This window comes from bacterium, assembly GCA_016699045.1.
GTDB lineage: Bacteria > Babelota > Babeliae > Babelales > RVW-14 > AaIE-18.
The window spans coordinates 1,166,343-1,185,918 of the sequence record CP064957.1 but is presented as its reverse complement, the minus strand read 5'-3'; the positions used below and the strand labels follow the sequence as shown (position 1 = coordinate 1,185,918).

The 19,576-nt window shown below is 40.5% G+C and carries 25 protein-coding genes and 1 tRNA gene; 21 read left to right on the top strand and 5 right to left on the bottom strand.

Annotated features, from left to right (window positions below; translation table 11 throughout):
- Window positions 1-40: 40 nt before the first annotated feature.
- The 7 genes from IPF37_05435 (at window position 41) to IPF37_05405 (ending at window position 7,448) form a co-directional block, all read left to right on the top strand.
- Window positions 41-1,525, top strand: a complete 1,485-nt coding sequence (locus IPF37_05435) for a hypothetical protein (protein ID QQR48971.1) — start codon at window positions 41-43, stop codon at window positions 1,523-1,525.
- Between the two features lie 32 nt (window positions 1,526-1,557).
- Entirely contained in the window at window positions 1,558-2,220 is a 663-nt protein-coding gene (locus tag IPF37_05430; GenBank protein ID QQR48970.1) for a hypothetical protein, read from the top strand.
- The gene (locus tag IPF37_05425; GenBank protein QQR48969.1) at window positions 2,217-4,406 is read left to right on the top strand and encodes an ATP-dependent RecD-like DNA helicase; all 2,190 of its coding nucleotides are present in this window, start codon (window positions 2,217-2,219) and stop codon (window positions 4,404-4,406) included. The genes IPF37_05430 and IPF37_05425 overlap by 4 nt, the downstream gene beginning before the upstream one ends.
- A gap of 109 nt (window positions 4,407-4,515) precedes the next feature.
- Window positions 4,516-5,277: a hypothetical protein gene (locus IPF37_05420; GenBank protein ID QQR48968.1), complete on the top strand. Its 762-nt coding sequence runs from the start codon at window positions 4,516-4,518 to the stop codon at window positions 5,275-5,277.
- Entirely contained in the window at window positions 5,199-5,912 is a 714-nt protein-coding gene (locus tag IPF37_05415) for a hypothetical protein (protein QQR48967.1), read from the top strand. Before IPF37_05420 ends, IPF37_05415 begins: the two co-directional genes overlap by 79 nt.
- A gap of 14 nt (window positions 5,913-5,926) precedes the next feature.
- Window positions 5,927-6,823: a decarboxylating 6-phosphogluconate dehydrogenase gene (gnd, locus tag IPF37_05410; protein QQR48966.1), complete on the top strand. Its 897-nt coding sequence runs from the start codon at window positions 5,927-5,929 to the stop codon at window positions 6,821-6,823.
- 1 nt (window position 6,824) lies between these two features.
- The gene (locus IPF37_05405) at window positions 6,825-7,448 is read left to right on the top strand and encodes a cyclase family protein (protein ID QQR48965.1); all 624 of its coding nucleotides are present in this window, start codon (window positions 6,825-6,827) and stop codon (window positions 7,446-7,448) included.
- A gap of 39 nt (window positions 7,449-7,487) precedes the next feature.
- Here the strand turns inward: IPF37_05405 and IPF37_05400 are convergent, their stop codons facing one another.
- On the bottom strand, window positions 7,488-8,420 hold the full coding sequence (locus IPF37_05400; protein QQR48964.1) for a rhodanese-related sulfurtransferase: 933 nt from the start codon (window positions 8,418-8,420) through the stop codon (window positions 7,488-7,490).
- 200 nt (window positions 8,421-8,620) lie between these two features.
- Here IPF37_05400 and IPF37_05395 point away from each other — a divergent pair.
- From IPF37_05395 to IPF37_05365, 7 genes are all read left to right on the top strand, one after another.
- Window positions 8,621-8,696, top strand: a tRNA-Phe gene (locus tag IPF37_05395).
- A 105-nt stretch (window positions 8,697-8,801) separates the two neighbouring features.
- Window positions 8,802-10,172 carry a signal recognition particle protein gene (ffh, locus tag IPF37_05390; protein ID QQR48963.1) on the top strand — a complete coding sequence of 457 codons (1,371 nt, stop codon included), beginning with the start codon at window positions 8,802-8,804 and terminating at the stop codon, window positions 10,170-10,172.
- An 88-nt stretch (window positions 10,173-10,260) separates the two neighbouring features.
- Window positions 10,261-10,494, top strand: coding sequence for a 30S ribosomal protein S16 (gene rpsP, locus IPF37_05385; protein QQR48962.1), 234 nt, complete (start codon window positions 10,261-10,263; stop codon window positions 10,492-10,494).
- Window positions 10,495-10,568: 74 nt separating this feature from the next.
- Window positions 10,569-10,802 carry a KH domain-containing protein gene (locus IPF37_05380; GenBank protein ID QQR48961.1) on the top strand — a complete coding sequence of 78 codons (234 nt, stop codon included), beginning with the start codon at window positions 10,569-10,571 and terminating at the stop codon, window positions 10,800-10,802.
- 12 nt (window positions 10,803-10,814) lie between these two features.
- Window positions 10,815-12,185 (top strand): tRNA (guanosine(37)-N1)-methyltransferase TrmD, encoded by a 1,371-nt coding sequence (gene trmD / locus IPF37_05375; protein QQR48960.1) that lies wholly within the window; start codon window positions 10,815-10,817, stop codon window positions 12,183-12,185.
- Between the two features lie 107 nt (window positions 12,186-12,292).
- Window positions 12,293-12,742, top strand: coding sequence for a 50S ribosomal protein L19 (gene rplS, locus IPF37_05370; GenBank protein ID QQR48959.1), 450 nt, complete (start codon window positions 12,293-12,295; stop codon window positions 12,740-12,742).
- A gap of 68 nt (window positions 12,743-12,810) precedes the next feature.
- Window positions 12,811-13,266: a hypothetical protein gene (locus tag IPF37_05365; GenBank protein ID QQR48958.1), complete on the top strand. Its 456-nt coding sequence runs from the start codon at window positions 12,811-12,813 to the stop codon at window positions 13,264-13,266.
- Between the two features lie 138 nt (window positions 13,267-13,404).
- Here IPF37_05365 and IPF37_05360 read toward each other — a convergent pair whose 3' ends face one another.
- Both IPF37_05360 and arfB read right to left on the bottom strand, forming a co-directional pair.
- Window positions 13,405-13,554 (bottom strand): hypothetical protein, encoded by a 150-nt coding sequence (locus IPF37_05360; protein ID QQR48957.1) that lies wholly within the window; start codon window positions 13,552-13,554, stop codon window positions 13,405-13,407.
- Between the two features lie 83 nt (window positions 13,555-13,637).
- Entirely contained in the window at window positions 13,638-14,069 is a 432-nt protein-coding gene (gene arfB, locus IPF37_05355) for an aminoacyl-tRNA hydrolase (GenBank protein ID QQR48956.1), read from the bottom strand.
- 247 nt (window positions 14,070-14,316) lie between these two features.
- Here arfB and IPF37_05350 point away from each other — a divergent pair, with 247 nt between their 5' ends.
- From IPF37_05350 to bet, 6 genes are all read left to right on the top strand, one after another.
- Window positions 14,317-14,556: a DUF4160 domain-containing protein gene (locus IPF37_05350; GenBank protein QQR48955.1), complete on the top strand. Its 240-nt coding sequence runs from the start codon at window positions 14,317-14,319 to the stop codon at window positions 14,554-14,556.
- Entirely contained in the window at window positions 14,510-14,776 is a 267-nt protein-coding gene (locus IPF37_05345) for a DUF2442 domain-containing protein (GenBank protein ID QQR48954.1), read from the top strand. Before IPF37_05350 ends, IPF37_05345 begins: the two co-directional genes overlap by 47 nt.
- 3 nt (window positions 14,777-14,779) lie before the next feature.
- Window positions 14,780-15,280 (top strand): GNAT family N-acetyltransferase, encoded by a 501-nt coding sequence (locus tag IPF37_05340; protein QQR48953.1) that lies wholly within the window; start codon window positions 14,780-14,782, stop codon window positions 15,278-15,280.
- A 42-nt stretch (window positions 15,281-15,322) separates the two neighbouring features.
- Window positions 15,323-16,162 (top strand): DUF2608 domain-containing protein, encoded by an 840-nt coding sequence (locus IPF37_05335; protein QQR48952.1) that lies wholly within the window; start codon window positions 15,323-15,325, stop codon window positions 16,160-16,162.
- A 160-nt stretch (window positions 16,163-16,322) separates the two neighbouring features.
- Entirely contained in the window at window positions 16,323-16,940 is a 618-nt protein-coding gene (locus IPF37_05330; protein ID QQR48951.1) for an ankyrin repeat domain-containing protein, read from the top strand.
- 18 nt (window positions 16,941-16,958) lie between these two features.
- A complete protein-coding gene (bet, locus tag IPF37_05325) occupies window positions 16,959-17,546 on the top strand; it encodes a phage recombination protein Bet (protein ID QQR48950.1) in 588 nt (195 codons plus the stop codon).
- Between the two features lie 51 nt (window positions 17,547-17,597).
- Here the strand turns inward: bet and IPF37_05320 are convergent, their stop codons facing one another.
- Window positions 17,598-17,786 (bottom strand): hypothetical protein, encoded by a 189-nt coding sequence (locus IPF37_05320; protein ID QQR48949.1) that lies wholly within the window; start codon window positions 17,784-17,786, stop codon window positions 17,598-17,600.
- Between the two features lie 108 nt (window positions 17,787-17,894).
- Between IPF37_05320 and IPF37_05315 the strand changes: the two genes are divergently transcribed.
- Window positions 17,895-18,671, top strand: coding sequence for a class I SAM-dependent methyltransferase (locus IPF37_05315; GenBank protein ID QQR48948.1), 777 nt, complete (start codon window positions 17,895-17,897; stop codon window positions 18,669-18,671).
- 142 nt (window positions 18,672-18,813) lie between these two features.
- Here IPF37_05315 and IPF37_05310 read toward each other — a convergent pair whose 3' ends face one another.
- A complete protein-coding gene (locus IPF37_05310; protein QQR48947.1) occupies window positions 18,814-19,455 on the bottom strand; it encodes a hypothetical protein in 642 nt (213 codons plus the stop codon).
- Window positions 19,456-19,576 lie beyond the last annotated feature (121 nt).

Below are 19,576 nucleotides of genomic sequence, written 5' to 3'. Positions count from 1 at the left end.
TGGTCGTAATAAAAAAATGAATATGTAGGAATTTAAAAAAATGAATTTTTCCCCAATTCTACGAAATGTTTTTATTGTTTTAACACTCGCAGCCACTCCTTGCCACGCTTCAATTGATGACTTTGACGACCTCGATTTTGATTTAGACGCTCTTCAAAATTTTCAAGATAATTATTTACTCAGAACACCAACATCCATTCAAGCAACAACACTTCTACTCTTGGGCCAAATCAAAAGCCCTTTGTGGAATAATACTCAGGCACCAAAAGGACGAGATGTTCTGTATTTACTGCCTCATAAAATAACCTCGGTCGAACACGGTGGATTTGCAACCAGCTACTTTTTTAACAAGACTGATAAAATGCAAGTTTCAGCGTCTTCCCTTTTTGACCTTTCGTCAATTAATCCAGATTTAATCGATATTGTTGGTGATTATGTCGCACAAAACGCAAGCAATGACGTATCGTCAGAAGAGCTTTTAACATTACTTCCACTCTTTCAAAAAATGCGTATTCAAGAAAGAAAAACTGGTTTCTTTCTACAAGGTGCTTTTTTGCATGGACCATTTACCATTCAGCTCCACACCTCCTTACAATTATCAGAACGAAATTTCTTTTTGGACGATAAAGACAAAAATCAAGCATTAGCAATTATGCAAAAAATACGTCCCGGACAAGGAGTTGATGAGGGCGAATTTTTCATGATACGCTACGGCATGGGCGACTCACGACTCAAACTTGGCCTCAATACATTAAATATGACAAGTTTTAAAGTTGATACCGGTTTTGAGGCAATTTTACCTACAAGTTTGGCAGTATCTAGCCCACGATTTACCGATATATCATTACAGGTAGTTGACGATCTCGAAACTTTAAGCGACTCTGCTTTAGATCAGTTACGCGGCCTTCGCAATTATTTACTTAATCCACAGCTAGGCAATGGCGGTCACCTTGGATTTGGTTATTACTTAGAATCAAAAATTGGCATTTTTAGAAACCTCGCTAATCTCTGGTTTAGATTTTCTTATGATAAACTTTTCAAAGGCCATGAAACGCGTTTATTCATGTTCAAACAAACGATTAGTCCAGATACGTTGAACGAACCCGGTTATATCCTAGGCCTATCAGAATCAGAAGCCGCTTTATTGATACAACAATACATCGATCAATACGTTTTCCCAACAGCATTCAAAGCAAATGTCTACCCTGGCGGTATTTTTAATATTGTCGCAAGCGCCACCATTAATGCTAAACCTTGGCAAGTTGCTTTTGGTTATGATTTTTATGCGCAACAAGACGAACGTATTCTTTCTATTAAAAGCAATCGAGCAACATTGGAAGATTTACGCGTAGAAGATACTGAACATCCAAGCACCAGACAACACAAATTTTTCACTGAATTAAGTCACGTTAAAAAACATAAAGATTCCGAAATAACTCTCGGAATTGGCGGGGACCTTACCATCTACAGCGTTAACATTGGTAAAGATTGGACCGCATACTTCAAATTTGCAATGTCTTTTTAATAGGCACAAATCCAAAGGAAACAAGGTATTTTATGAAGAAAAGAACATTTTTTTTATTTTCTATACTCTTATTAATTACTCCTGAAAACAATGCTAAAAATGCTACCCACAACACCACAGCTCACGCAACTCACAAGAAGCATCATGAACCAAAATTAACCGGTAGCAACATGAAAAATCTTGACATGATTTTTCATACATTCCCCATGAGCTTGCTTAAAATAAATTTTGCTCAACGAGACATCGCTAAAGTACTGAAAAGTATTGAACAAAATCACACAGAACTTCGTAATGCAGACGCACCAGCAAAACAAGCAATAACCGCATCTGCAGAACTCGAAATTGTAACAAAGTACCTTGAAACAATGTTAAAGCCAGTAAAAGAATTTTTTGATATCATCACTGCCTACAGCAGCTTGATCGAGCCATTAGTAAAAGAAAGCCTTCTTGAACACCGTAGCATCAAAACAGAAGACTCAATCTTGATCAGTTTTTTAAACAGCAAAAAAGATATTATAACTTTTTGCGCACAAGACATTACCACAATCGACAAACTTTCTATTTTGTGCCGAGAAATTCTTGATTTCTTTCACGATCTGAATGAAAGCGTTTCTGAACAAACACAAACAGCCTACAAATCCTTACTAGAACACATTAAAAATAACCAAAAAAAACATACTAACGCTGGTGCATGAATACACAATTAACAGAACTCTGTGGCAGCATTGAAAAGGTCATTTACAAAAATAGTGAAACCGGTTTTTCTATTTTCACGATCAAAGTAAACGCCTCGGAATCTGTTATAGCCAAAGGTCTTCTAACCGACATCCATCAGGGTGAAACAGTATCGCTCCAAGGAATATGGGCTTTTCATCCAAAATTTGGGCGACAATTTGATGTCAAAGAATATTCAACCAAGGCTCCGGCAAGCGTTGAAGGTATTAAAAAATACCTTGCATCAGGCCTGATCAAAGGCATTGGCCCAAAATTTGCCGAACGCGTAGTTGACACTTTTGGCGAGAAAACTTTAGAAATTATTGAAAATCAACCCCACCGACTGATGGAAGTTGGCGGGGTTGGTCACAAACGAGTTGCTATGTTTATTCAAGCCTGGCAGGAGCAAAAAGAGATTTCTAAAGTTATGATATTTTTGCGCGGCAAAGATGTATCAACAGCCTTTGCGGTAAAAATTTTTAAAGCGTATGGCAATGAATCATTAGAAAAAATTCAAAAAAATCCTTACCAGTTAGTTGAAGATGTGTGGGGCATTGGGTTTAAAAGCGCCGACCAAATCGCCTTAAAGCTCGGACTTGAGCCAACCTCACTCGATCGCATTAAAGCGGGCATTACCCATGCCATTACCGAAGCTACCAACAACGGCCATTTATATCTTGAAATTTCAGCCGCCAAAGAACAAACACTGCAGCTTCTTGAAATAAACCCTGAAGAAAGCCAAGAAAGATTGAAACAAGCGCTGCACCAACTGTACGAGCAGAACAAAATAACCCTGATCAGTCACAACGAAAAACATTTTATTTCGTTACCAAAATTTTATTATTCAGAAAAAGGCATCGCAAAAAAAATACGCTTTTTCTTAGACAACCCATCCAAGCTCGATGTTGATTTTGATGCAATTTATAACTACATTCGCACGCCAGACAAAAACGGTTTTGAACTTAATGAAGACCAACAAAGGGGTATTCTTACGTGCTTGCAAAATAATGTTTCAATCATTACCGGCGGCCCAGGCACCGGTAAAACAACACTGATTAAGAAATTTTTGGAAGTACTCGAAAATGATCATATCAAGTTCCGATTAGCCGCACCAACCGGCAGAGCCGCCAAGCGCATGTTTGAAGGAACCGGCCGCAACACAGAAACATTGCACCGACTTCTTGAATTTTCTCCAGCAACTATGGGCTTTGTCCGCAACGAGCAAAACGCACTTGATTTAAAGTTTTTAATTGTTGACGAAGCATCAATGATCGACGTTTTTTTAATGCACTCGATCATGCGCGCATTACCACAAAAAGCACATCTTGTTTTGCTGGGCGATATCGACCAATTACCATCAGTTGGCGCTGGTAACGTACTCAACGATATTATTGCATCAGAAAAAATACCCGTCGTAAGACTCACACAAATTTTTAGACAAGCGCAAGACAGTTTGATTATTGTTAATGCTCACCGCGTGAACCACGGCGAATTTCCAACATCAGCAATCCCTGGCTCTAAAAAAGATTTTGTTTTTTTAAAGCAAGAAGAACCTGAAGAAATCTTCCCTCTCTTGCGTACCATTTACACAACAAAGCTCCAAGAGCGCGGCATACACCCCGACAATACCGTTGTTTTAGTCCCTATGAATCGGGGGACGGTTGGCACCCAGCGCTTGAATCAAGAGCTACAAATGATTTTAAATCCAGGTTCTAACGAAGAAAAGGAAATCTCACGATTTGGACAAGTGTACAAAATTAACGATCGCGTCATGCAAATTCGTAACAATTACGACAAATTTATCTTTAACGGCGATATTGGCAAAATAACCGATATTGACAAAGTTAACCAAAAAATGATCGTTACGTTTGGCGAGCGTGCACTTGAATACGATTTTAGCGAACTCAACGAATTGGTTCTTGCATACGCAATCTCTATTCACAAAAGCCAAGGTTCAGAGTTTGACGCCGTCATTATCCCCATTTTTATGCAACACTTTATTTTATTGCAACGAAACTTGATTTATACCGCCATCACACGCGCAAAAAAATATTGTATTTTAGCGGGACAAACAAAAGCAATTGCAATGGGTATCAAAAACAACAAAGGCGTTGCCCGCAACACCTTTTTAAAAGAATTTCTCACCACAGATCTTGAAGCCCGCTAAAGCAATGTCTACTATTCACGACCCATGAATTAGTTGACATTCATTGAAATAGTGAGAAAAATTAAGCAACGAACAATAACATTTATGTGCTTCTTAACGTGAAAAAATCATGACACAACAACATTGTTTTGATGAATGCACTTTCGTCATTTTTGGTGCAACCGGCGATTTAAGTAAACGAAAACTTATCCCCGCCATCTATAAACTGGTTCAAGACAACCGTTTATGCAAATTTACCATTATTGGCATTTCGATTGACTCAACTCATGCAAAAACAATTGTTGAGCAAGCAATGCACTTTATTGTTGATCCGCAAGCGGACATTATCGCCAAGCTGATTGAATCGTTCCATTATTATCAGATGGATTTTAGTGACAAGAAAGCCTATGCCCATTTAAAAAGCTTTTTAGAAACATGTGAACGCGAAGCAAAATTGCCGAAAAACAGACTCTTTTATTTTGCCACCATGCCAGAACATTTTATCGACATTACCAAAGGCCTGGTTAAATACAACATTGTTCACAAAAAAGATACGCCAACCAAACCAAACGAACAATGGTCACGCGTTGTGTATGAAAAGCCATTTGGCCACAATTTAAAATCTTCACAAAAAATTAATCGTTACCTGGCTGACATTTTTAACGAAAATCAAATTTATCGAATCGATCACTTTTTGGGAAAAGAATTGGTTGGCAATATCGCGCTTGCCCGCTTTACCAATCGTATTTTTGAACCACTCTGGAACAATAATAACATCGAAAATGTTGAAATAGTTTTAAATGAAAAATTGGCGTGCAAGGCCGCGGCATTTATTACGACGCACATGGCGCTATCAAAGATATGGTACAAAGCCACATGCTTCAACTCTTAGCACTCACGGCCATGGAAGCACCAAGAAAGCTTGAAGCTGCCGCGATTCGTAGCGCCAAAGCAAAAGTACTGAAAAAAGTACACATTGCCAAAGTTGTACGCGGTCAATACGAAGGATATCTACAAGAAAAGCATGTAAACCCACGTTCAAAAACAGAAACATTTATTGCCATCAAAGCACTGATCGATAACAAACGTTGGCGCGGCGTTCCTTTTTATTTAACAACCGGAAAATGCATGCCCAGCAAAGAATCTTATATTCAAGTTAACTTTAAAAAAGCTGACTGCCTTCTTTCAGCTTGCCCTTCAGAATCTAATTATTTTAGAATTAATATTGAACCAAACGAAGGCTTTTATTTAAGTTTAAATGCAAAAGTGCCCGGCAAAGCAATTGAAGTAACACCCGTAACTATGGAACTACCACACGCTCGATTGCTCGGCCCCAACACGCCAGAAGCATACGAAATTTTGTTGGCAGACATCATGAAAGGTGATCAATCAGCATTTGTCCGCGGCGATGAAGTACAAATTTCTTGGAAAATTGTTGAACAAATCGATCGTGTCCAAGATGCCAAACTTTATAGTTATCAACCAGGCAGCGCAGGCCCTAAAGAAACAAAAAAGATTTTTTCATAAAAAAGAAGGTTATCATGAACATAGGCATTGTTGGCTTAGGCCGCATGGGGCAAGGAATTGCCGCCAGACTGATCGACAACAATCATACCGTATTTGGCTTTGATCCAACACCACAAGCACAGCACGACGCACAAAAAATTGGCGTCACACTTGCCAGTAGCCTTGACCTGCTTGCAAAAAAAGTACGCGTTTTTTGGTTGATGATACCAGCTGGCGCCCTTATTGATACAACGATTGAACAATTGCTGCCCCATCTGCAACCAAACGATATTCTCGTTGACGGTGGCAATAGCTGGTTTAAAGATTCGCAACGCCGCGCGGCTTTGTTGGCTGAAAAAAATATTCATTTTCTTGATTGCGGTACTTCGGGAGGCTTGGCGGGACGCGAACAGGGTTACTCACTCATGATTGGCGGCAAACAAGAAATTTTTGAACAACTCGAATCGGTTTTTTCTGCATTAGCCGCACCAAACGGTTACGGTTATGTTGGACCAGCTGGTGCCGGGCATTATGTAAAAATGGTGCACAACGGCATTGAATATTCGCTGTTGCAAGCATATGCTGAAGGTTTTCATTTGCTCAAACAAGGCAGCTACCCCCATCTTGATCTTGAAAAAATTTCACACATTTGGCTCAACGGCTCAATCGTCCGTTCATGGATCTTACAACTTGCCAACAACGTTTTTACGCGCGATCAAAAACTTGAAACTATTGCGGGCGAAATTGGCGAAAACCAAACCGGCCGCTGGACGCTTGATGAAGCACAACAACACAACGTGCCCATGGCCATGCTCAAAGACGCACTCGATATCCGTACGTGGTCACGTGAAACAGGCGGCAATTATGGAACCAAAGTGGTAGCAATGCTGCGCAATGAATTTGGCGGGCACACCGTAAAAGAGAAAGAATAAGATGCAGATTATTGATATAAGCTGGCCAATAACCCCAGACATGACTAGCTACAAAAACAGCAAGCCAGCAACTTTTACATGGAACAAAAATTTTCCAAACGACAGCGTGCGCGATTCAAGTATCACATTCAATACCCACACCGGCACTCACGTTGACGCTCCATCACACTTTTTAGAACATGGCGGAATGATCGAAACAATTAAACTTGAACGATTAGTTGGACCATGCCGCGTTATAGATCTTTGCCATGTCGCTGAAAAAATTATGCCTGCAGATTTAGAACTACACAATCTGCTGCCAAACGAACGCATCTTACTCAAAACAACCAACAGCAGCCACACGCCAACAGAACTTTTTGATACAACGTTTGTGTACGTTGGACAGGAAGCAGCACAATTTTTAGCCAACAAAAAAGTTTGGTGCGTTGGTATTGATTATCTTGGGATTGAACGCAATCAGCCCCATCATGCAACGCATGATATCTTATTCAAAGGCGGCGTTGTGATTATTGAAGGCGTACGTCTTGGTAATGTTAATGGAGAATCTTACGACCTACATTGCCTTCCGCTAGCAATCAACGGCCTTGAAGCAGCACCGGCACGCGCGGTACTCATTAAAAATTAAGCATTAAAAAAGGCCCCCTTGTTGAGAGCCTCTAAAAATTTATTCAAAGCAACGATTGCGCTGGATAAGTGTTTTTACCGGCGGTCGCAAAGCAACTTTATGTTCTTTAATTAACTGTAAGCACGCATCACTGCAAGCATTTTCAATTTTTTTAAGACATGGCGTACATGAAATAAAAAGCTTATTGCATGAAGCATTTAAGCAATTCGTATACTCATCGCACGAAACACCGCACAAATCGCACGAACCTAAAATATCGTCGTTAACTTTCACGGTCACGCGATTATCAAAAACATAATTTTTGCCGCGAAAGAAGCCGTCAGGAAATTTTTCAACATAGCGATGAATGCCGCCTTCGATCTGCATGACATTGCGCGCTACCCCTTTGACATTGAGATAGGCAGTTGCCCGCTCACAACGAACGCCGCCTGTGCAAAACATCAACACTTCCTTATCTTTAAATTCGTCAAGATGCTGGTCGATGTAGTCTGGAAAATCACGAAAATTTCTAATGTCAGGAATGATGGCATTTTTAAACGTACCAACACGCGATTCATAATCATTACGCGTATCAAGAATTACTAAATCTTTGGGAGGGTTCGCCATCAACTCATGCGCTTGTTCTGGCGTTAAATGTTGCCCGGTGCTCTCAACCGTCACTTCCTGCGCCTTTCCCCCAAGACCCACAATTTCATCGCGCAATGCTACACGTAACCGCGGAAAGTAAGCAACACCATCTTCGCCGTCACTTTCCTTAAAATCAATATTGGTAAAAAGCGGCGCTTCATTCATAGCTTTAATATATTGTTGCGTTGCATCAGCCAAACCTTCAAGCGTCCCATTTATACCTTCATGCGCAATCAAAATACGGCCCTTAAGTCCCAAGCTTTGGCACAGCTCTTGCTGCCACTTAACAATCAGCTGAGGCTCAACAATTTCAACATATTTGTAGTACAGCAAAATTTTTTTCATGCCTTAATTCCATTGTTATGCAGGTAATTTTCTAAAACAACGTCCTGCTTATTTTATCACCAAATCTGGCAAGAGTCGACTTCGTATGATTTTTAACGTAAAAAACCTTCGTATTTTAGTTGACAATAAGATGCTAAAAAGATACTATACGTTGCATACATAATACTTTGACAAGTGGCCATTCGGCCATCATAAGATATGCCGGGATAGCTCAGGTGGTAGAGCAGAAGACTGAAAATCTTTGTGTCGTCGGTTCAACTCCGTCTCCCGGCACCAATTACTTAAATGATTTACCTGATCAAATCTTCTTTAAAGCTTTAAGACCAAATATTGAGCATTTCTTCAAATATGATAAGCTCTTCATTGGAACAGCAATAAAACTTGAAGCATTCATTACAGTTAGTAAAAACAGGGTTAGCAATGTTTGAATTCTTATCACAAAAATTTTCAGGGGTCTTGGGCTGGCTCAAAGACCGTGGCCGCTTGACCGAAGAAAACATCCAAGAAGCCCTTAATCAAGTACGAGACGCCCTTCTGGATGCCGACGTACCACTGGATATCATCCAAACCTTCTTGCAACAAGTTAAAGAAGAAGCCGTTGGTCTTAAAACGTCAACTGCTTTAAACCCTGGCCAGCAAATGATCAAAATTGTCCACGACAAGGTACTTGAGTTTCTTGGTGGCAAAAATGTCATTGCCGGCGTCAGCTTTCAAATTCCGTCAGTCATTATGGTAATGGGCCTACAAGGTTCTGGAAAAACTACCAGCATCGCAAAAGTTGTCCAGTGGATCCTTGAGCAAGCAAAAAGCCGTAGCAAAACAAGAAGAATCCTTGTCGCATCGGTCGACTTTTACCGCCCTGCCGCTGTTGAACAATTAAAAATTTTAGCAAAGACCGTCGGTGTCGATTTTTATCAAGCAACCAACGCCGACCCGGTTAAAGCTGCACAAGAAATTAATACCTATTTCAAAAACAATCGCTACGAGCTGCTCTTTTTGGATACAGCAGGACGCTTACACGTCGACAGCAGCATGATGCAAGAACTCAAGGCCATTAACCATGCATTGGCACCAAAATATAAATTTCTTGTCCTTGATGCCATGACCGGCCAAGAATCACTCAAAGTCGCCCAAAGCTTTAACGAAGCGGTAGGTTTTGACTCCGCAATCATGACCAAAATGGATTCAGATACCCGCGGTGGCGCAGCGTTTGCTTTTAAATTTGCGTTAAAAAAGCCAATTACGTTTGTAGGGGCTGGTGAAAAAATAGAAGATTTAGAAAATTTCATTCCAGAACGCATAACATCGCGCATGTTGGGCATGGGCGACATTATGACGCTCATCGAAAAAGCATCCCAAACGATCAATGAACAAGAACAAGAATCGATCAGCAGACGATTTATGAGCGGCAACTTCTCCCTCAAAGACTTTGCTGAACAGATGGACATGATCAACAAATTAGGCTCTTTGCAAAAACTTATGCGCTACCTTCCCGGCATGGGATCGGTCTCTCCTGAAATGATGGATAAAGGCCAGGTAGAAATGAAAAGATTTAGAGCGATTATTAGCTCAATGACTAAAAAAGAACAGTGTTTACCCCATATTATTGATGCCTCGCGCAAAAAGCGTATTGCTCAGGGATCTGGTGTTTCTGTGCAGGATGTCAATCAATTACTCCAAAGATTTGAACAAAGTAAACAATTTGTGAAAATTTTTAAGAAAGACAGTAATTTTAGAAGATTTTTTAGATAATTTTAAAAGTTGCTGTATACTGTAGAAATTGCATTGAAAAACCGATTACTGACAATTGTTTTGCCGTAGTACTGAAAGGATTTTGCCAATGGCAGTTAGAATTCGCTTGAGCCGTTTAGGAAGAAAACATAGACCTTACTGGCGCATTGTAGCCGTAGACTCGCGAGATAAGCGTGACGGTGCTTGTTTAGAAAACCTTGGAACATATGATTCATTGAATCATCAGTTGATTCAAATCAAAATGGATCGTATTCAAGATTGGGTTTCTAAAGGAGCTCAATGTTCTGAAACAGTTACCAAACTGATGAAGACCCAAAAGTAAGCATCAAAAACGTTACGTTTTCGTTTATTATTTAAAAACATTCGCGATATTTATAGTTGCTCAGGAGAGATAACATGCTCAAAGAACTTGTTGAACACATTGTGAAAAAGCTTGTTGACCGTCCAGAAAGCGTTGTTGTTTCTGAAGTTAGCGGTGAGCAGGCAATCATTATTGAACTTCGTGTCGCTCCAGAAGATCTTGGAAAAGTTATTGGTAAAGAAGGCAGAACTGCCCGTTCAATCCGCACACTGGTACATGCAGCAGCATCAAAAGAACATAAGCGCGCTGTACTTGAAATCCTTGAGTAATTTTCATCACGCATGAACATATCTATTTTAACGGTATTTCCTGAACTTTACGAAGCCTTTATCTCCTCCAGCATTATTGCTCGGTCGGTAGAAAAAGGCCTCGTTTCATTTAATCTAGTTCGCTTTTCAGATTTGGTTTCACCAAAAGTACGTATCGATTCACCAACCTGTGGTTCTGGCGCAGGCATGCTGCTTAAGCCAGATGTTATCGAAAAGGCTTTGAGTGCCTGCCAAGAAAAGTGGGGCGTGGGTACCGTTATTTTTTTTTCTCCGCAAGGCACTACGCTTAACCAACGCATTCTTGAACAATTTGCAGCTCGGCATTGTCATAATACTCAGAACGCTGACGACACTATCGAAAGCACACCAGGCTCGAATAAAAAAAACCATCTCATTTTAGTATGCGCACGCTACGAGGGAATTGATACTCGCGTAGAACATGCTTATGCCAATTACGTCTTTTCAGTTGGCGACTATGTGTTGATGGGCGGCGATATTCCAGCACAAGTTTTTCTTGAAGGACTCCTGCGCCTCATTCCTGGCGTTGTAGGCAAGCAAGAATCGGTTGAGGATGATTCGTTTAGTGGGCCACTACTTGACTATCCAGAATACACCCACCCAATCGAATGGAACGGAGAAAAAATACCGGAAATTGTAACATCGGGCAACCACGGAGCTCTTGCAACATGGCGCACCGAACAAGCATGTAAAAAGACGGTACGACAACGCTTTGACTGGTTTCGCCAACAACAGCCTGAAAAGAAATACCGCGACTGCGCCAAAAAATTTATTCCTAATCATTACGTAGCAGTCATGCACACGCAAATCGTTCTCAAGGGAGGAACAATTGGCCAAAGTTCAGTAGCGTCGCTTGATATTCACGACATCGCCCGCACCGCACGAACCTATGGCATTGAAAACTTTTTTATTGTCTGCCCATTAATTGATCAGCAAAAAATCATTGCCACATTTTTTGATTTTTGGCTTTCAAAAGCAGGCCAAGAATATAACATAACACGTTACGACGCCATCAAGGCGGTACGACCAGTGAATGAGCTGCATGAAGTATTGGCATACATTGAAGAAAAAGAAGGTAAAAAACCTTTGATTATTACCACCTCGGCACGTGGTTACGAAAACATTGAAACCATCGATTATTTCAGCCAACAAGAAGTATGGGAACAAGTACGCCCGGTTCTCCTTATTTTTGGCACCGGACAAGGCTTGGCATCAGAAATTTTAGAACAAAGTGATTATATCTTATTGCCCGTTGAAGGCTTGGGAGACTATAACCATTTGTCGGTCCGATCGGCTGTTTCGATTATTCTTGACCGATGGCTAGGCCTACAACCAAAGCTTAATAAGCTAAAACCAGCAAAATAGGTATTGCTAAGCGCGGCAAACATGTCTATAATGGTGGGTAGTCGCTATTTTTTTAAAGATTTCAAATTTTTGATAAAAAAACACCCTTATCGCTCTAAAAGGAAATCATGAAAGCAAACCATTTAACCAAAGAAACTATCGTCGATTATGGTACTCAAAACCGTAATTTTCCTGAGTTTAGAATTGGTGATACTATCGAAGTAGCACAGAAAGTAACTGAAGGCGCCAAATCGCGTATTCAAATGTTTCAAGGCATCGTTATTATGCAACACAGCAACGGTATGGCTACAACCTTTACCGTACGCAAAATTGCTGCTAACAACATTGGCGTTGAGCGTATTTTCCCTTACTACTCAGAAAATATTACTGACATTACCGTTATTAAACGTGGTAAAGTGCGTCGCGCTAAACTCACCTATCTTCGTGATCGTGTTGGTCGCGCAACAAACGTTAAAGAATTGATTCTTACCAAAGAAGAAAAAGCAGCAATCACCGCTCGCGATGCAGCAGCGCGTGAAACACATGCAACAACAGAAGACACCAACGTAACCGAGTAAACATCCCCATGTTCGGCTTCTTTCGTTTTATACCAAGCCGTTCAATTTTTTTCGTTTATTTTGTTATAGTGCTGACAAGCTCCAGCTGTAATAAGCAACAAGATACGCACCTGGCAAGCCAACAGCATTTTTTAGAGACATTAGAAAAAGCCAAGCGGGTTGATATACCAATTCCGCTTGGCTTTTTTCTTGCCCACAAAGAAGACTCTTCTCAAGCCGAAGCACTTACGTATCACGGCTCTTTGAACATTAATCTTGTTCAAGATTTTTATCGCAAAGAAATGGAACGCGAAGGCTGGGACATTGTTGATTTTTCTAATGATCACGAAGGCATGTTTTTTTGTGAAAAAACGGGCCGTAGCTGCGTTATCAGCATCACAACTCATCGTAAAAAAACCTTGCTGCGCTTGTTTATCAAAAACAATTCATTTACAGATCTGGGCAAAATCCCCAACATTGTTCATGACTCGCAGACAATCAGCTTGTCAGATTTAACCAAGGATACTCATGCTACTCGTCTTTAAAACATTTTTTTTAATTGCGATTGTTTTGATCGTAACTCCAATTGTCTATTTTTCGCTTGTTAAATACGTTGGCCACTTTTTCTGCGTAACGCCGCACCAGGACTCTTTGTACACTAAATTATTTAAGAAATTCTAGCGCTACTTATGCCACCACGCTACTAAACGATCTTTCAACGATAATAAATACTTGGCAAGCGTATGATTACCCAATAACGCAAGCCCCGCCACAATCATAACAATGCCCTGTAGCACTGGCAGAAAGAGACCAACAATGCCAAAGACTATCAAAACAACCCCGACTATTCTTTTTGCACAGCATATGCAAAATGGTATCAATTTATCCTGTTTCACGCTTCTCCTTAATCATCTTCTTACTCTTCAGTAATCCTCTTGCTTCTCATTTTCTTAATCGTACTTTTGTGTGCTTTTACTTTCAAACGCTTCTCTTTTGCCCCAGTCGAAACTTTAGTAGCTATACGTTTTTTGGGAACATACAACGCCTTGCGCACCAACTGAGCCAACTGCTTGAGCGCCTCTTCTTTGTTTGTTTGTTGACTACGCGAGGCGCTGTTGTGCACTAACAAATCTCCATCAATGGTTAAGCGCGCTTGTAAATTTTGCATCACACGAGCTTTTTGTTCATCGTTCAGGGCAATTGTGGTTGGCACGTGCCAGCGCACGGTTATGCGCGTGCTAGTTTTATTGACATGCTGCCCACCTGGTCCACCCGCTCTGCTCGTGGTAATTTCTAATTCGTTGAGCGGTATCACTATCCCATTTTTTACCGGTAATCCATCGTTCATAACCCAAACCTCACTGCCAATTTTAAAATAAGAAAGACTCTTGATTTCTTTACTACCGCAGCATACACTAATTTTTTTATGGCATTCAACTCATGAGAAAGAAAAAACAGTCACGGGTAAATTTAAGAAAAACGTTGCCTTGAATTAAAAATCTATCGTAAAAAACAGTACTATTGCTTTTTTTACTCAAGTAAACTATGTTGTTAAAGATGTAACTTATATTGAACGTAATGACTGGGATGGGTGTATGAGTCCAACGGTTTTTAGATATAAAAATTTTAGATTCTTTTTCTTTTCTCGAGAAGAATCTCGTATGCACATACACATATCATCGCCACATGGGGAAGCAAAATTTTGGATCAAACCTGTAATAGCACTGGCTGATTACAGCGGCTTCTCCGACCGTCAACTTAAAGATCTCGAAAGGATTGTTGAGGAACATGGCAAAGAAATTGAAAAAGCCTGGAAAAAGCACTTCAATTGCTGAAGTCCAAAATATATCTAACCACGGTATTTGGATTTTAATTGATGACAGGGAGTTTTTTTTATCCTTTGCTCAATATCCATGGTTCCAAAAAGCAACAGTCGACCAAATTTATGATATGCACTTTTATCATGAAAAACATTTACATTGGCCATCATTAGATGTTGATCTTGAAGTTGAATCATTAAAATATCCCGATGCTTATCCCTTAATTTATAAATAAAAAATGCAAGACGCTATTGGCATTATTCAACTACCACCTGATTCATGGCAGGTATACCGCGAGCTGCGGCTTGAAGCCCTACAAAACGATCCTCAGGCCTTTGGTGGAAGCTATGAAGAAGAAATTAATTTAACGCCAACTAATTGGCAAAATCGACTTAAATCAATGTGGTTTGCATGGACAGATAACCAAATCATTGGCATGATCGGCCTTGTGCAAAACAAAGAAATGGGAATAAAGCATTATGCTTTTCTTGTTTCATTGTGGGTTAAACCGGCCTACCGTCGACAAGGAATTGGCGCCCTTCTCATAAAACATGTTCAAAAAGATGCCCCCACCAAACAATTACGCAAAATTTTGTTACATGTCACCAAAACGCAACCAGGCGCCCTGCGGTTGTATGAAACTGTTGGTTTTAAAAAAGTTGGCACACTAAAAGAAAATCTTTTCAAAGATAACCGCTACCTCGACCAGGACTTGATGGAATGGCATGTGTCCCAATAAGATAAAAGTTTATAAATCAATATTCTAATAAAAGGCAAAATTATGAAAAAGATTGTAGCTCTCACCCTTGGCCTAGTCCTTACCACCACTGCCATCATCTTCGGCCCTCGCTATTTTCAGACACCCGAAGAACCGTGCACTTTCCCACAAGTGTACTCAATCAATGACATCCAAGACGAGCTTGCCCAAGCAGATAGCTCAACGTTCGTGTTTTTTGACTGTGACGACACGCTCATCACCGCCAGCGACTTTCTGCCGCGCACCTTTGTTTTGCCGCTGCCATTAAAAATTTTGACACTCATTAAGCACCCAAGCTTGTTCCTTGACCCAAAGGCCGGAGAAAATTTATTTAGCATAATGCTCGAAAAAGCGCCACGCAAACTTACCGAGCCAGCTTTAGCCGACGTTATCAAAAAACTGCACACTCAGGGCGCTCACGTTCTTGGTATTACCGGCATGGAGACAGGAAAATTTGGCGTTATCGAAAGCATGCCGGCTTGGCGGGCAACTATGCTCAAAGATTTTGGTATTGTTTTGAGCAACGAATTTGAAAATATAACGTTCGATCAACTACCACGCTACCGCAACAACGCTCCCGTTTTGTACAACGGCCTGATTTGTTGCAACCAACAAGCAAAAGGAACATTGATTGGGGCATTTTTAGATCATTTTAAACTTAGGCCAAGCACTATCGTTTTAGTCGACGATTCACACGAAGAGCTGGTATCACTGCAAGAAGAATGCACCAGGCGCCATATCAAAGCAATCTGTTACCACTACAAAGCCACCTCGCACGCGCAGCACAAACCATTTAGGCTTTGGCACGCACTCAAACAAATTGACCATTTATTTGAACATCATGCCTGGCTTGCCGATATCTAAAAATTAGCCCTTCATTATTTCTAATTGGCACAATTTTATAAAAAAACTTAAAAATAGCATGTTTTTATAAAATTGTGCGTTTCAATTAATACAAATTATGCTTTATAATCATAGTGATTGATTATACACATGTTCACTTTTTTAGTTGAAAGGTAACACGATGAACATCAAAAACATTGCTTTGCTTGCCCTATTTTTAGCATTTTTAACCAACACCGGGCAATCAACCATTTTGCATGACGCAGTTCAAGACAACTCTCTTGCAACCGTTGAAGCATTACTTAAACAACTTGAAATCGATATTAATGAAGCTGATGAATATGGCCAAACCGCGTTATGGTGGGCAGCTGAAAGAAACAATCCCGATATCATAACTTACTTGCTCGAGAAAAAAGCCACGGTTGATGCACCGGCACGTGATGGTAGCACACCGTTGCACATCGCCGCTCTTGAAGGCAATCATGAGGCCGTCAAACTTTTGCTTGAAGATAAGGCCAAACCAAATCTTAAGGACAACAAAGGCAACACCCCACTTCATGACGCAGCTCGTGGCGAAAATTGGCAGTATCCGTCAACAGATCCAGAATTCAAGAAATGTGACTCAGAAAAGCTAGAAGACTATTTAAAAACAATTTCGTTATTAAAAAAATATGGCGCATCAACAACGATTAAAAACAATAAAAGGCTGACGCCGGCAGAAGTTGCCAAAAAGCAGCAACAGAAATTTTATCCAGAAAATAAAGTCTTTTCTTTGGCAGATCTCATCGACACAAAGTAAAACTAAACGAAAACACCAATGACACCAACAACCAAACCAAAACCAGCACCATCAAAAACTAACCCCGACCTGCAGCACATCAGAGCCATGGCAGCGCCAACGGCAACGGACGAGGAATTTAAAACGTTCATGTACTTATGTAACGCCTACAACCTCGATCCACTCAAAAAAGAAATTTATTTCATAAAATATGGCGGCAAATCGACCATTATTACCAGCAGAGACGGCTACTTAAAAATAGCCAACGTAAATGAACATTTTGATGGACTTGAAAGCGATGTCGTGTATCAAGGCGACCAGCTAATCAAGCGCGACAACGGCAGCCTGCACATTACCTACGGCCAAGAACATTTGATGTTTGATAAGTCAAAATTGACCGGCGCCTTTTGTAGCGTTTTCCGCAAAGACCGCCAAAAAGCTACCACCGTTTTTGTCAGCATCAGGGATTATTACAAAAAAGAGGCGCCCATTTGGCAGCAGTATACCAACGCAATGATTCTCAAAGTTGCTGAAGCAATGGCACTCAAACGAGCCTTTGCCATCAGCGGGCTGGTAACCAAAGAAGAAATCGACGACTACAAAGAAAATGCTGAACTGGATTTATAATCTACAGCCCTTCGACAAGCTTAAGGCGTACGGAATCATGACAGGCAAAGCTTATTTCCCAAATATTGTTTTAGGTAAATTTAAAGGATTTATAGCGCTGCCAATATTTTTTATAGTACCACGCGTAATTCTCTTAGTTGCATCGTCAATTATAAAAATATATAACCGGTAAGCTCCATAGCCACCAATAATTAATGCGGCAATAATTAAGACTATTTTAAGCGGTTTACTCATTACCATAACAGCTCCTTTTTTTATAACTTTTTTAAATACCAAAAACTACACTTTTGATTATGATTAATTAATTGTTATAAAATCAAGAGTTAGCATAAAGAAAGGTTTGCATCAATGCCCCACCAACCATTAACAACATACAAAAAATTATGCACCGAATTTTACGACCTTGAGCTCAAACAACGGTCAGATGCACCAGCAGCCTTATCTTTTTTTATGCACTACGCACGCCAAGCCAAGGGCCCCATTTTGGAACCAATGTGCGGCACCGGCCGCTTTCTGATTCCCATGCTGCAAGCCGGCTTGGACATTGAAGGCTTTGATGCTTCAGAATATATGCTCGCCGCACTACGACAGCATTATGCCCAAATCAGCAACCAGCCAGCACCAGTCTGGCAAGAGTTCGTCCAAAACTTTAACAATCCAAAACTTTACCAGCTTATATTCGTACCTTTTGGCTCATGGGGTTTGATGGCAGACCTTGAGACAGCAAAGCAAAGTCTTGAAATCATGTCCCGCCATTTAGCGCCGGGCGGCAAGCTGGTCCTTGAAATTGAAACCATTGCTTCGCTACCTCAACCAGGCGGCATATGGCGACGCGCCACGCACACCCGACCAGATGGCTCACTCATTGCACTCAACGTTTTAACGTCATACGAACCAAGTAAACAATTATTTAAATCGGTCTGCCGCTACGAATCTATCGTTAACAACAACATCGTTGCGGTTGAAGAAGAAGATTTTTATATGTACCTGTATCGGTTTGACGAGATGGATGAATTGCTCACGAATGCTCAATTCAAGGTACTTGAAAAATATCAAAACTATAAAAAAGAGTCGGCAACCAATCCGGCTACCGACATTATTATTTACGAATGCACTAAAACGTAAAAGAGTTACCCGACAAACAAACTGACGATCGGTTTAAGCAGCAATTTCACGATATCGATTATGGCATCAACCATCATCATAAAAGTTTGCCACAAGGTTTTTTCTCGATCAGGTTCACCAAGTGGATGTTCTTCGCTAACGGTTAGTGTTTTTTTTTTACTTGAGCAGATTGCTCATTTTCCATATTTTCTTTATCTTCTGATCGCATCGAGCGTCTTTTCCTAAACCCATGACGCTTTTCTTCCGGCATCATGGCTTCAATTTGGCTAGCCGACATCGTCACAACAATTTTGCTAATCTTTTCTAAGAACCATGCTTTTTGCATGCCTGTTTCTTCTTCAAGGCCACAAATCGTTACACGTTGAGGTACCAATACTTCGCGGATTAATTTCTTTGTCTTATTTGGATCTTTTTTAGATCTAAGCGTCACGTTGACGCGCACAAACGTATTGTTAAAGCGCTTGCTTTGAAAATTTGGTTCCACAACTTCCAACGTATGAATACGAGAAAGGTCAAAACTGCTTACCGAATCATTATCTTCTTGTCTCAAACCCCCAACACTCGTACTACCGTAAAATGACAAATGACTCAATTTTGTTTCAATTTTTTCATCAAACACACTACCAGAATAATTACCCGCTCCTTCCTCAAGCGGCGCAAACGTAGGTTCATTAGTACTTGATCCGTATTTTTTTGCCCCGCCCTCGCCCATATTCACACAAAAAAATACAACGACCAACATACTTGGAACCAGCACAAAATGCTTCAATATACGCATCTTCATATTTCTCCTTCACAAACGACAAAAAACTTGTCATAAAACAATGTAGAAACTCATGATACGTAGCATACAAAAATTTATACGCAAGATGCACCACCATAACAATCTTTTACAATCTGAATAA